We start from the raw sequence: 13,462 nt of genomic DNA on the forward strand, positions 1-13,462 counted from the left end.
GCAGGTGTGTCGTCAATATAGTTTTTTGAGGGATAGGCTATGAAACAGATACCGTACTTGTGTAATGACGAAATTGATTTCAGGGAAAAAATCGAGTCCTTTAAGGAAAGCCTGGCGGAAATGCCGGAGTATAGCTGTATTCTTGCTACTATTTATGTGGATTCCTATTTTCAGGAAATCACTCCCAGGCTGGTGGACAGATTGAAACGGCTGCTGCCTGATGTGAAGATTGTGGGCGGCACGGTATCTGCCAACATTACGGCAGGTGTCATCAACCTGTTTGGCATTTCGCTGACCTTTTCGGTATTTTTTAAATCTACGGTGGATGTGATAGCTATTCCTTGGAAGGATGGGGAGAGTGCCAGGCTGGGCAAGGATTTGCTATGGTATATCCGGCAGCTCTACCAGCCGGTGGCTGTGCAGATGATTTCCTCCGGTTACAACCTTGATTTGGTGCCGTTTCTCCGGGAGCTGTCCAACATTCCTGAGGATATTGCCGTGTTTGGCGGCGTGGTGGACGATGGCACCGTTTCGGGGCCTGGCTTTGTCTTTACGGCAGAGGAGTTCATCCCCCGGGGCATGGCAGTGGTGATTTACAAGGGCAGGAGCCTTTTTGTGCACATGTGCAGCAGCAGCGGCTGGCAGCCTCTGGGGCGCAAGATGAAGATTACGGCCCTGGCCGACAACCAGACCACTATTGCCGACCTGGACAACGGCACTACCGTCAGGGATGTCTATGAAAAGTACCTGGGGGTGAACTGGAATGAGTCATTTCTTGATGAGGCGGTGGTTTTTCCTGTCTGCATCAACAGGAACGGCACTATCCTCAACCGTATGCCCCGTGCCCTGCGGCCTGATGGCTCCGCCAACTACGGCGCGGATTTTCAGATTGGCGAGGTCATCCAGCTCTGCTATGGCAACCCTACGGTGGTTATTCAGGGAACCTACGGCATCCAGTACGACATGGTGCGCTTCCAGCCGGAGGGGATTTTTGCGGTCAGCTGCTGGGCCAGGCGTGTGCTGCTGAACAAGGATGTCAATCAGGAGCTGGAGGTGTGCAGGAGCTGTGCGCCTTCCACGGGGATTTATGCCCTGGGTGAGTACGTCCGGGACCAGAAGGGGCGCATCCATCTCAACAATATGTACCTGAGCATTGTAGGCATGCGGGAGGGGGGAACTGTCAACCTGCCCAACGATATGAGCTACCTGCATCAGAAGGTGCGGTTCCAGAACAAGGGCAACAGCGTCCTCAGCCACATGCTGCATTTTGTGCAGGCGGTGTCCGAGGAGCTGGAGGATTACAACAGGCAGCTGCGTCATATAGCAGACACTGACAAGCTGACCGGCATGTACAACCGGGGCGCCCTGGACCGCCTCCTGGAGGAGGAGATAAGGCGTTCTAGTGAGAAGATGGAGCCCCTGTCCCTGATGGTGCTGGATGTGGACAATTTCAAGACCATCAATGACAATTTCGGCCATCTCATCGGGGATGCCTCCCTGATGTGCGTGGCAAATATCATCCAGGAAAGCGTGCTGGAAATTGATTTTCCTGGCCGCTGGGGCGGTGATGAGTTCATGGTCATCATGCGGGATGCCGACAGCGAGGCGGCCATGAAAATAGGTGAGCGCATCCGCCGGAATGTGGAGGCATTTTCCATGGAGAACGGCATGCTGCGCATGTCCATCAGCGGCGGCATTGCCACGCTGCACGGCCTTGATGACAAGGATTCGCTGTTCAAGCGGGCAGATGATGCCCTGTACAGGGCAAAGTACAAGTTCGGCAAGAACAACGTACAGATTATCAAATAAAGCTGATACAGCTGATAAAGCGATTAAGCTAATAAAGCAATCAAGCTAAAGCAAAGGAGTATATTTAACATGATTTTAAACCGTAAATCCGTTGAGCTGCTGGCACCGGCCGGCAACTGGGATGCACTGGTAGCAGCAGTGGAAGCAGGTGCTGACGCTGTTTATCTGGGTGGCAAGCATTTTAACATGCGCATGCACAGGAACAAGGAGACCAATTTCGATGATGAGATGCTGAAGAAGGCCATTGAGTATGCCCATGCCCATGGCGTGCAGCTGTACATTACCCTGAACAACCTCATCAGCGTGGAGGAAGTGGAGCCTCTCAAGCGTTACCTGACATATCTCAACGAGATCAGGCCGGATGCGATTCTGGTGCAGGATTTTGCGGTTTTGGAGCTGACCAGGGAGCTGGGTGTGGATATTCCCCTGCATACCTCCGTCATGATGAATACCCATAACGAGCATGCCATCAAGAAGCTGAAGGAGTACGGCATTACCCGCATCGTAGTGGGCAGGGAGATGACTCTTTCGGAGCTGGCTCTGTTCAAGGAGCGCACCGGGCTGGAAATCGAATATTTCATGCATGGCGATATGTGCATTGCTGAAAGCGGCCAGTGCATCCACTCCGGGGTGCTGTTCGGCCAGAGCGGCAACCGGGGACGCTGCCTGAAGCCGTGCCGCTGGCAGTACAAGCTGATTGACGAGGCGACGGGGGAGGTTCTTGATAAGGATGACCAGCAGGACTACAAGCTGGCCCTGAAGGACATGTGCATGTACAGGAATATCCCGGAGCTGATTCAGGCAGGGGTATTTTCCTTCAAGATTGAGGGGCGCATGCGCCCGGCGGATTTTGTGCGCCGCATCGTGGCTACCTACAGAAAGGCAATTGATGCCTATATTGCAGACCCGATGGGCTATACGGTGGATGAGGAAGGCTGGAAGGAATTGTACGAGAACCGGGCCCGTGACTTTACCACTACCTTTGCCCTGGGGCAGCCGGATGAAAGGGCCATCGGCTTTGACGGCAGCCGGGAGCCGCGTTTCTTCAGCAGTGCTGTGGAGGAGCCGGGCTTCCAGGATGATATCCTGAAGGCGGAGGAGCCTATCCGGGCGGAGAATCCTGCCCACAGAACCCTGTCCGTGCAGGTTTCTGACCTGGCTGCGGTAAGGGCGGCCTGTGAAAATGGTGCGGATACGGTGTATCTGGCCGGTGAGGTGTTCAAGCCGAAGAAGCCGTGGACGCTGAAGGAGATTGCAGAAGCCATTGCCATCGGCAGGGAGCATGGCACCAGGATTGTCATCAGCACCCCGAGAACCACCATGCGCCGGGAGTGCGGCGAGCTGGAGCAGTTCCTTCAGGCTGTGGATGCCTTGCAGCCGTCAGGCATCATGGTAAGCAACCTGGGTTCCTTGAAGCTGGCCCAGGAGTGCACCAGCCTGCCTGTGCAGGCGGATTTTTCCTTCAACCTTTTCAACCACATGGCAGCCACCTTCCTGAAGAAGAACGGCATTGTCATGGGGACGGCATCCTTGGAGCTGGCCTTTGAGCAGGTGAGGGGGCTGGTGGAGAATTCTCCGCTGCCGATTGAGGTTATTGTGCATGGCTCCTATGAGTCCATGATCTGCGACCACAATTTTGCTGCCATGCAGCTGCCGTACAATCACCTGGCAAATCCGGAGCTGGTGGAGAAGCATTATGCACTGAAGGACACTGCCGGGGAGATTCATTCCCTGCGCATGGATCAGTTCGGGCGCAACCACATCCTGTTTGCCAAGGATTTGTGCTATTATCCGTATCTGGAAAAGTTCAACGGCGTGGCTTCCTTCAGGATTGAGGCCAAGGACTATGAGCCGGAGCTTGTGGGCAGGCTGACTGCCGCCTACAGAAAGGCTCTGGACAAGCTGTCCGCCGGGGAGCCGTATCTTGACGAGGCTGATTTTGCTGCCATGCAGCAGGAGGGGCCTAGGAAGCTGGGCGTAGGCGTGTACCGTTTCCGCCAGTCACAGAATTCGCTGTAATAGCTTTTATTGCTGTAAATATTTGTAATATCTTTAATAGTTGTGATAGCTGTAATAGATATTACTTTGGATAAATATATGGGAGAGTTGTTTTATGCCATTGGAGAAGCCGATAGGCCCTGAGGCCATTCTGGAAAAGAAAAAGAAATATATCATGCCGTGCCTGGCACATTTTTACAAGGAGCCGAGGCAGTTCGTCAAGGGGGAGATGCAGTACCTCTATGATAGCGAGGGCAGGAAGTATTTGGACTGCTTTGCTGGCGTGTCTGTTATCAACTGCGGCCACTGCAACCCGGAGATTAATGCCAGGGTGGTGGAGCAGGTGCAGAGCCTGCAGCATGTGTGCAATATTTATCTCACGGAGAATTTTGTCAATCTGGCGGAAAAGCTGGCAGAGGTGACACCGGGGGATTTGCAGAAGACATTCTTCTGCTCTACCGGCACGGAGGCCAATGAAGGTGCCCTGCTGCTGGCATCCATCTACACGGGACGGGATGAGTTTATCGCCCTCAGAAATGGTCTCCATGGCAGGACAAAGCTCACCATGAGCCTGACAGGCATCCAGATGTGGCGCACGGATCCTCATCCTTGCGGCGGCATCCACTTTGCACCTAATGCCTATTGCTACCGCTGCCCTCTGGGCAAGAAGTTCCCTGAGTGCGACTATGCCTGTGCTGATGCGGTAGAGGATTTGATTAAGACTGCCACCAGCGGCCGTCCGGCTGCCCTGATTGCCGAGGCGATTCAGGGCAATGCAGGCATTATTACGCCGCCGAGGGGGTATTTCAAGCGCGTGAAGGAAATCCTGGAGAGCCATGATGCCCTTTTGATTATTGATGAGGTGCAGACGGGCTTTGCCAGAACAGGCAAGATGTTTGCCATTGAAAACTTTGATGTGGTGCCTGATATTATGTCCATGGCAAAGGCTCTGGGCAATGGTGCGCCGATTTCTGCCTTTACGGCATCTGCAAAGATTGCAGATACCTATACCAAGCCGGGGGCGTCTACCTTGGGAGGCAACCCTGTGTCCTCCATGGCAGGTATCGGGGTGCTGGACTACATCAAGGAGCATAACCTGATGGAGAATGCCCGTGAGCGTGGCCAGCAGCTTTGTGACGGGCTGGCTGAGCTGCAGAAGAAGCACCCGATTATCGGGGATATCCGTGGCCTGGGCCTGATGCGGGGTGCTGAGTTTGTCCATGCTGACAAGAGCCCGGCGGCAGAGGAGCTGGACAGGGTGCTGGAAGCTATGAAGGACAGGGGCTTTATCATCGGCAAGAACGGCGTGGCAAGGAATGTGATGGCGTTCCAGCCGCCGCTGGTGATTACGGCAGCGGATATTGACAATGTGCTGAACAACCTTGAGGACGTGCTGACGGAGCTGGGGTACTGAGTATATTATGTTTGCGGTGATTGTGAATACACTGGCGATTGTGGCAGGCTCTTTGATAGGGCTGCTGCTGCGCCGGGGGCTGCCGGAGCGGCTGACCGGTGCCCTGATGCAGGGGCTGGGGCTTTGCTCGGTGGTGATTGGTGTGCAGGGGGCGATACAGGAGAGCAATATCCTGGTGATGATTGTCTCCGTGGTGCTGGGCATATTGATTGGCGAAGCTGCGGATGCTGATGGGCATGTGAACCGCTTTACGGAGAGGCTTCTGAGCCGTTTTTCCAAGGGCAGGGGAGAGTCCGGCAGGCTGGCAAATGCCTTTGTTACCTCCTGCCTGATTATGAACGTGGGCGCTATGGTGATTGTGGGCTCCCTGGATGCAGGGCTCCGGGCGGACTACGCCATGCTCTATACCAAGTCCCTGCTGGATTTCATCTCCGGCATTATGATGACGGCTGCCATGGGCATCGGTGTCATGGGCTCGGCTGTGTTTACCCTGCTGTTTCAGGGAGGTATTGTGCTGCTGGCTGAGTTTATTGCCCCCTTCGTGTCGGACTATATCGTACAGGAGATGGCATGCACCGGCTGCCTGATAATCCTTGCCCTGGGGCTGAATATCCTGGAGCTGACCAAAATCAAGGTCATCAACTACCTGCCTGCCCTGGCGGTGGTGCCTTTTGTGGCATATGCTTTCAGGGTGCTGGGGATTGGTGCGTGAGCAGGGTGCAAGGCTCAAAGTAAAATCAAAGTAAAATAAAAGAAGAAAAAAGATGATTTTGATGTACATGTTATACATCAAAATCATCTTTTTTTGTACTATCTTTAAAGTGCTTTGTGGCAAGTGAATTTGTTTTGTTTTTCTGTGCCAATAAATTTAGCAAATTTTGTTATATATCCTATATCCGTATCTGATAGGGAATTGCAGGTTTCGACTAATTCACGAATGGATGGTCTAAGGGAATCGGCTGAATCTGTGTCGGTGATATAACCGCAGATTTTTAGCAGATATTGATAATCCCAGTTGTAAGCTGTGGCGATCATTTGCAGTGTTTCTGGTGTGGGATTGTTTCGCGTCCCTGTCCTGCTATCTATACCCTTTTCCAGTTTGTCCAGATAGCCGTGGCTGATACCGATTTTTTGGGCTGCTTCCCGCAAGCTGACGCCGTCTTCTTTTCTGCGTGTTGATAACAGCTGTGCCAATGTAGTCATGAATGGTGCTCCTTAAATCATATTTCCATACCTATTATCTTAATATGGTTTAGGAGAAAAAGTTTGTATTACAAGTTTATTATTTGTATTTCTTGTGATACAATACAGAAGATAGCTTATAACATTGCAAATTCGATTACCTCTAAAGTTAAATTCCGCAAGACTTTGCGCATTTACAAAATAAAAATAATGTAAATGTCTTGCGGGGGGGGGCGATTGTGATATTATAATGGACATAGGAGTTAATATCAGTTATTTTCAAAGTTAAGTTGTGGTGGGAAGGATTTTGAAACAAGGAAATATTGCTCAAGGGCGCAGGCTTGCGGTTTGGCTGCTGGTAGTGGCGGATTATCTTTCCCTGCTGGCTGCCGAAGCAACGGCACTTGGCTTGCAGGGAATTTTCCGGGTGGATGCCAGCAACATGATGGTGATGCCCTGGGACTATCAATATTTATATATTCCGGGCATGTTTTTGCTGATTATGCTGCTGGCAGAGGGATACAGGTTAAACAGGCCGTCTCTGGAGATGGCACGGGATGTGTTCCGGGGGATATGCTTTGGCTTTTTGATGTACATGCTGCTGATATTCCTGATGCGGAACAGTATGCAAGTTTCCAGATATTATGCCGGGTGCTTTTGGGCATTTACCTTTGTGTATGTGGCACTGGGCAGATATGTGGCAGGCAACATCATGCTGAAGGCGGAAGCTTTGCAGGAGCGTGTGCTGCTGATAGGTGCAGGAAAGACGGCAGAAAGATTGTTGTCGGCATTTCAGGATGATTTTTGTTACTGCTACAAGGTGATAGGCGTGCTGGATGACCACCCGGTGTCGAAGAAGCTGCCACGGCAGTATCCGTTGCTGGGCGGCTTTGCGGATGCCGCCAGGGTTATAAGAGAGCAGGAGGTGCAGACGGTAATCGTTGCTGCACCTGGGCTTTCCGAGGATGGCATGCGAAAGCTGCTGATGGAGATACAGCACCTTACGGATACGGTGCTTTTTACGCCAAGCCTTGTGGGCTCGCCTCTTGGCAGCGTGGAGATTAGTACGTTGTTTGTGGAGCAGGTGGCTGTGATAAAGAGCAAGAATAACCTGTCCCGCTGGTATAACCGCTGGTTTAAATTCTGCTTTGATATAGCGGTGACAGTAACAGGCAGCATCCTGCTTTCGCCTTTTATTCTGCTTTTGGCATTGCTGGTTGGTATAGACAATAGGGGCAGGATAATCTTTGCCCATCGCAGGGTGGGCAGGAACGGCAAGCCCTATTCCTGTTACAAATTCCAGACCATGGTGAAGGATGCTGATAAGGCATTGGTACAGTATCTATCCGAAAATGCAGCTGCCAGAAAAGAATGGGAACGCAGCTTCAAGCTGACTAATGACCCCAGGGTAACGCGGCTGGGTGCATTTCTTCGCAGAACCAGCCTTGATGAGCTGCCACAGATTGTCAATGTGCTGAAAGGGGAAATGAGCCTTGTGGGCCCTCGGCCTATTGTGGAGGCAGAGATGCAGATGTATGGCGAGAATATCCGTGAATACCTTATGGTGCGCCCTGGTATTACCGGCATGTGGCAGACCAGCGGCAGGAGTGATACCACCTATAAGGAACGGGTGCAGATGGACACATGGTATGTGCGGAACTGGTCAGTGTGGATTGATATGAAGTATCTGATGAAGACATTTCAAGCAGTTGTAAGTAAAAAAGGTGCGTATTGATGGAGATAAAAATTGTTGTGGCAACCCATAAACAGGCGGCTATGCCTACAGATGATATGTATCTTCCTTTGCAGGTGGGGGCTGATGGAAAACTGGGGTTAGGCATTCAGAGGGATGATGTTGGTGAGAATATTTCAGATAAAAATAAAGATTATTGTGAACTGACAGGTCTGTATTGGGCTTGGAAAAATCTTGACTATGAATATTTAGGTCTTGTGCATTATCGTAGATATTTTAAGAGAAGCGGGACAATGTTTCGAAGGAATAAGCCATGGGCACAAATTGCCAGTCATAGCGATATAGAGAACTTGCTGTACATGGCACCAGTGATTCTGCCGAAGAAAAGGAATTATTATATAGAGTCAATATACAACCAATATGCTCATGCACATAGGCAAAGAGATTTGGACATGGTTGGTGAAGTTATAAGGGAAAAATATCCTGAATGTGCAAAGTCTTTTGATAGTCTGAAAAGTAAAACCAGTGCCCATATGTTCAATATGTTTGTAATGCGCAAGGATTATTTTGATAATTATTGCCGTTGGTTATTTGATATCTTATTTAGTTTGGAAGAAAAACTGCAAGGAAGGTATGAGCCAAGGCTGTTTGGTTTTATCAGTGAGAGATTGTTGGATGTGTGGCTGGAGAGCAGGAGAGTCCCTTATGTGGAACAAGATATTGTAGCCTTTGGAGTGGACAATGTTTTCATCAAAGGTGCCAGATTAGTTGGCAGGAAAATAAAGGCAGGTTTGGGAGTGTGAATTTTGATTAAGGAGCTATATCAGTTTAGGAATCTTATAAATGAATTGGTAAAAAGAGATATAAAAAAGAAATACAGACGAAGTGTGCTGGGGTATTTGTGGAGCATGCTGAATCCGCTTTTAATGATGCTGATCACGGCCATGGTATTTTCACATCTGTTTCGCTTTGATATACCTAATTATCCATTGTATTTGCTGACCGGGCAGATTATCTTTACATTTTATTCGGAAGCAACAAATTTTGCGATGGGTTCCATTTTGGAAAATGGCGGGCTTATAAAAAAAGTATATGTTCCGAAATATTTATTTCCCTTGTCAAGAGTAATATCCAGTGGTGTAAATGTCTGTTTTACTTTACCTGCAATGGTGACAATCATGTTGTTTACAGGTGCGGAATTTCATTTCAAGCTTTTATTTTGTGTCATACCTTTGCTGCTGCTTATGTTATTCAGCCTGGGAATAGGATTGCTGTTGGCAGCTTTTGCAGTATATTTCAGGGATATATTTCATCTATATGGTGTATTGCTGACAGTACTGAATTATGCTACGCCTATATTTTATCCGACAAAGATTATTCCTCTAGAATACCAAGGGATAGTACTTTATAATCCATTGACATATTTTTTACAGGCATTCCGTGATATTGTCTATGGCAATGTTTTTCCTAGTGGAGAACAGCTATTTGTATGTACATGCCTGGCATTTGGTTCATTGCTGGTGGGAGGATATGCTTTTTCAAAAAAGCAGAATAATTTTGTTTTGTATGTATAAGAGGAAATGATGGAGCGTAAAGAAAACATTATTGAAGTAAAAAACGTATCAATGAAGTTTAACCTGATGGAAGAAAAGGTAGATACTATCAAAGATTATGTGCTAAAAATAATAAAAGGGCAGATGCTTTATAACGAGTTTTCGGCACTTACAGATGTGAGTTTTCAGGTAAAGAAGGGAGATATTCTCGGAATAATAGGATTTAATGGTGCCGGGAAAAGTACCATGCTGAAAATTTTGGCTGGTGTGCTAAAACCTACTGCTGGCGAGGTGGTGGTACGCGGCTCTGTAGCACCTCTTATAGAAGTCGGTGCAGGATTTGATCCGGAATTGACAGCCAGGGAAAATATTTTCCTCAATGGTGCGATTCTTGGATATCGAAGGGAGTTTTTAAAAGAACATTTTCAGGAAATCATTGACTTTGCTGAGCTGAATCAGTTTGTGGATGTGCCGGTAAAAAACTTTTCCAGTGGTATGTATGCCAGGTTAGGATTTTCTATAGCTACTATAGTTCAGCCGGACATTTTGATTGTAGACGAGGTATTGTCTGTTGGTGATTATAGATTTCAGGAAAAGTGTGAGGAAAGGATAAAGACTATGATTTTGAGAGGGACTACTGTTCTTTTAGTTTCGCATGACTTGAGCTTGGTGAAGAATATATGTAATCGAGTTGTATTTTTGCAACAAGGTAAACTAAAAGATTACGGAGATACAGATATTATCTGTAAGCACTATGAGGAAGAATGCAATGTTGTCAGATAGCGATATATCAGTTGTTATGCAAGGTCCGATTGCATCAGGTGTAACCGGTAAGTGTTTGTCTGCAATTCGCTCATTGTTGCCCCATGCAGAAATCATTTTGTCAACATGGAAGGGGGAGGATGTATCGGGAATTTCCTTTGATTGTTTGGTACAGTCAGAAGATCCAGGGGCTGTTGAGCTTAATGCCAAAACGGATGATAGGAATAATATTAATCGTCAGCTCATTAGTACCCAGCAAGGATTGTTACATGTGTCAAGAAAATATGTATTAAAAATACGGACAGATCTAGAGCTTTTATCTTTGGAGTTTCTTGAATACTATTTCAGACATAACATTTCTTCTGAAGTTTTTAGTGAGCGTGTTTTGATATTAGATCATTTTACTAGAAATTGCCGAATTATACCTGTGCCTTTTTCGCCTTCTGACTGGCTGATGTTTGGTAGGTATGAGGATGTGTGCCAATACTACGCAGCTCCGCTGATGCCATTAGAGGAAATGCTATATTTCAAGTGTCATGAAGATAGGCAGCCATTGTTTTCTGCTCCGTATCATAGATTTGTTCCTGAGCAGTGGATTTGTCTAAACTTCTTGTGTAAAAAATGGTCAATAAAATGTTCTGATTATCATGATAATACAATGGAAAACAGAATGTTGACAGAAAGATTTCTCACCAAAAGCTGTCTGGTTTATCCATATAATGAGAAAGAGTTTTTGTTTCATAAGTACAACCCTGATAGGTTTTGCGATAGATTTACTTTATTTACGCAGGATGATTGGCAGGCAATTGTAACAGGAAATCAAATACCGAAGGTAAGATGGAGAAAAATGCTTTATCGATGTAGGATGAAGACAATATCTCTTATTGAGTGGCTGGGGATAAAAGAATTTTTGCGAGAAATAATTAAGCGAGGAAAGATTTTATGAAGATTTTAGCGCATCGTGGTGCATGGAATGTGCCAGAAGAAAAGAATACATTAAAAAGTTTCTCCTGTGCATTGCAAAATAACTGGGGAATTGAGAGTGATGTAAGAGATTATGAGGGAAAGCTGGTCATTGCTCATAATATTGCGGATGCAGCCTCCCCGAATGCCTTGGATGTTTTTGAACTGTGGAAAAAGAGCCATGGCGAAGTATTTGCGATAAACATAAAGGCAGATGGGCTTTGTGGCAAGCTAAAAGAAATGCTGGAGGGGAACGGAATAAAGTCATATTTTTGTTTTGATATGTCTGTACCTCAGATGCTGGAATATAGGGCATCTGGGCTTCGATATTTCACTCGGCAAAGTGAATTTGAGAAAAATCCTGTTCTGTATGAAGATGCCGCAGGTGTATGGCTGGATGCATTTTATGATGATAGCTGGTTGACTAATAGCCTAATAGAACAGCATTTGGGTAATGGTAAGGAAGTTTGCCTGGTTTCGCCTGATTTGCATCAGCGGGATTACAACGCTTTTTGGCAGAGGATATATGATGGTGATTTTGCAGATAAAGATGTTTATCTTTGCACGGACTTTCCGGCAGATGCGCAAAGATTTTTTCATAAGTAAAGGGGAGAGGTTATCTTGAAAATCAAGGCAATTTTATTTGATATGGATGGGGTACTGATTGATGCAAAAGATTGGCATTATGAAGCACTCAATAAAGCTCTAGGGCTGTTTGGCCTTGGAATAAGCCGTTATGACCATTTGCACACTTTTGATGGCTTGCCTACAAAGGTCAAATTAAAAATGCTTAGGGAGCAGTGTTATTTGCCAGAGGAGTTGCATTCTTTTATAAATCAGGTAAAGCAAAAATATACTATAGAGTTGACGGATTTGCGTTGCCGCCCAATGTTTCATCATGAATATGCTTTGTCTCGTTTGCACAAAGCGGGTTATAAAATAGCAGTTTGCTCAAATTCTATCCGCAATACTATAGAAACAATGATGGATAAAGCATCCCTGACAGACTATATTGACATTATAATTTCCAATGAAGATGTAAAAAAAGCAAAACCAGATCCTGAAATGTATCAAACGGCTATAAAAAAATTTAATTTAAAGCCGGAGGAATGTATTGTAGTGGAGGATAATCCTAATGGGATTGCAGCAGGTAAAGCCAGCGGAGCTAACGTTCTTCCTGTAGCAACTGTGTATGATGTGAACTATGAAAATATCATGCGTATGATAGAGAAATGTGAGGTGCCTTGTGATTAACGTTTTAATTCCTTCCATGAGTAAGACTTTGTTTTTTGCAGAAAGCTATTTTCCGAAGCCACTGATTGAAATAGATGGTAAAACAATGCTTGAGCAGGTGGTGAATAATTATCAGTCATTACAGGAAAAGAAATTTATCTTTGTATTTGAGCAAAAAGACTGTGCAGAATTTCATCTTGATGAGTCTGCAAGTATTTTAACAGATGGTAAATCGAATGTTATTGTATTGGAGAATGAAACAGCAGGTGCGCTTTGTACATGCTTGATGGCTATTGAATTTATCCCTAAGGATGAACCTTTATTTATCGCCAATTGTGACCAAATCATTGATATTGACTATAAAAAAATGTTCGATTATTTTGAAGATAATCAGGCTGATGCTGGTATTGTCACATTTGAAAGCATCCATCCTCGATGGAGTTATGCAAAAATTGCGGATGAGGAAGTTGTGGAAGTTGCAGAAAAGAGACCTCTTTCCAAGCATGCAATTGCTGGTTGTTATTATTATCGGCGTGGAAAAGATTTTATAGATTCTGCTCAGCAAGCTATATTAAAAGGAAATGCAGAAGGTGGAAGATACTATATTTCGTCTACAATGAATGAGATGATTTTGAAGGGGAAGAAAGTTGTTCCTTACTACATAGACCGTTGTCAGTATCATACTTTTTATTCTCCAGATAAGATAAAAGAGTATGAACGGTATATACAGCAACCTGGTAATATGTCAACAGGTTTTCTCAAAAGTTTTTGAAGCAAATTCTTGAAATAAAGTGCACTTAACAAACCTTCAGGATTATAAGCAAAAATCCCAAAGGCATGTTTGTAAATATTATG

13 protein-coding genes are annotated in these 13,462 nt (G+C 46.3%); 12 read left to right on the top strand and 1 reads right to left on the bottom strand.

Annotated features, from left to right (window positions below; all coding sequences use genetic code 11):
• Positions 1-39 precede the first annotated feature (39 nt).
• The 4 genes from FYJ84_RS12080 (at position 40) to FYJ84_RS12095 (ending at position 5,933) form a co-directional block, all read left to right on the top strand.
• Positions 40-1,809 (top strand): sensor domain-containing diguanylate cyclase, encoded by a 1,770-nt coding sequence (locus FYJ84_RS12080; RefSeq protein ID WP_154407861.1) that lies wholly within the window; start codon positions 40-42, stop codon positions 1,807-1,809.
• 69 nt (positions 1,810-1,878) lie between these two features.
• Positions 1,879-3,828 (top strand): peptidase U32 family protein, encoded by a 1,950-nt coding sequence (locus tag FYJ84_RS12085; protein WP_154407862.1) that lies wholly within the window; start codon positions 1,879-1,881, stop codon positions 3,826-3,828.
• 94 nt (positions 3,829-3,922) lie between these two features.
• Entirely contained in the window at positions 3,923-5,221 is a 1,299-nt protein-coding gene (locus FYJ84_RS12090; RefSeq protein WP_154407863.1) for an aspartate aminotransferase family protein, read from the top strand.
• A gap of 7 nt (positions 5,222-5,228) precedes the next feature.
• Positions 5,229-5,933 (top strand): DUF554 domain-containing protein, encoded by a 705-nt coding sequence (locus FYJ84_RS12095; RefSeq protein ID WP_154407864.1) that lies wholly within the window; start codon positions 5,229-5,231, stop codon positions 5,931-5,933.
• 104 nt (positions 5,934-6,037) lie between these two features.
• On the opposite strand, the gene FYJ84_RS12100 is transcribed toward FYJ84_RS12095, so the two are convergent.
• Positions 6,038-6,424, bottom strand: a complete 387-nt coding sequence (locus FYJ84_RS12100; RefSeq protein WP_154407865.1) for a helix-turn-helix domain-containing protein — start codon at positions 6,422-6,424, stop codon at positions 6,038-6,040.
• Between the two features lie 286 nt (positions 6,425-6,710).
• On the opposite strand from FYJ84_RS12100, the gene wbaP reads away from it, so the two are divergent.
• Genes wbaP through FYJ84_RS12140 form a run of 8 tightly spaced genes read left to right on the top strand, consistent with a single transcriptional unit; the run spans position 6,711 to position 13,379 of the window.
• Positions 6,711-8,138 carry an undecaprenyl-phosphate galactose phosphotransferase WbaP gene (gene wbaP / locus FYJ84_RS12105; protein WP_154407866.1) on the top strand — a complete coding sequence of 476 codons (1,428 nt, stop codon included), beginning with the start codon at positions 6,711-6,713 and terminating at the stop codon, positions 8,136-8,138.
• The gene (locus FYJ84_RS12110) at positions 8,138-8,899 is read left to right on the top strand and encodes a DUF4422 domain-containing protein (protein WP_154407867.1); all 762 of its coding nucleotides are present in this window, start codon (positions 8,138-8,140) and stop codon (positions 8,897-8,899) included. Before wbaP ends, FYJ84_RS12110 begins: the two co-directional genes overlap by 1 nt.
• Positions 8,900-8,902: 3 nt before the next feature.
• On the top strand, positions 8,903-9,670 hold the full coding sequence (locus FYJ84_RS12115; RefSeq protein ID WP_154407868.1) for an ABC transporter permease: 768 nt from the start codon (positions 8,903-8,905) through the stop codon (positions 9,668-9,670).
• Between the two features lie 9 nt (positions 9,671-9,679).
• Positions 9,680-10,432 (top strand): ABC transporter ATP-binding protein, encoded by a 753-nt coding sequence (locus FYJ84_RS12120; protein ID WP_154407873.1) that lies wholly within the window; start codon positions 9,680-9,682, stop codon positions 10,430-10,432.
• The gene (locus FYJ84_RS12125) at positions 10,419-11,357 is read left to right on the top strand and encodes a WavE lipopolysaccharide synthesis family protein (RefSeq protein ID WP_205764243.1); all 939 of its coding nucleotides are present in this window, start codon (positions 10,419-10,421) and stop codon (positions 11,355-11,357) included. Before FYJ84_RS12120 ends, FYJ84_RS12125 begins: the two co-directional genes overlap by 14 nt.
• The gene (locus tag FYJ84_RS12130; RefSeq protein WP_154407870.1) at positions 11,354-11,980 is read left to right on the top strand and encodes a PI-PLC domain-containing protein; all 627 of its coding nucleotides are present in this window, start codon (positions 11,354-11,356) and stop codon (positions 11,978-11,980) included. Before FYJ84_RS12125 ends, FYJ84_RS12130 begins: the two co-directional genes overlap by 4 nt.
• Positions 11,981-11,995: 15 nt before the next feature.
• On the top strand, positions 11,996-12,628 hold the full coding sequence (locus FYJ84_RS12135; protein ID WP_205764244.1) for an HAD family hydrolase: 633 nt from the start codon (positions 11,996-11,998) through the stop codon (positions 12,626-12,628).
• Positions 12,621-13,379, top strand: a complete 759-nt coding sequence (locus FYJ84_RS12140; protein ID WP_205764245.1) for a glycosyltransferase family 2 protein — start codon at positions 12,621-12,623, stop codon at positions 13,377-13,379. The genes FYJ84_RS12135 and FYJ84_RS12140 overlap by 8 nt, the downstream gene beginning before the upstream one ends.
• Positions 13,380-13,462: the final 83 nt, after the last annotated feature.

The organism is Anaerovibrio slackiae, from assembly GCF_009695585.1.
GTDB classification, from domain to species: Bacteria; Bacillota; Negativicutes; order Selenomonadales; family Selenomonadaceae; genus Anaerovibrio; species Anaerovibrio slackiae.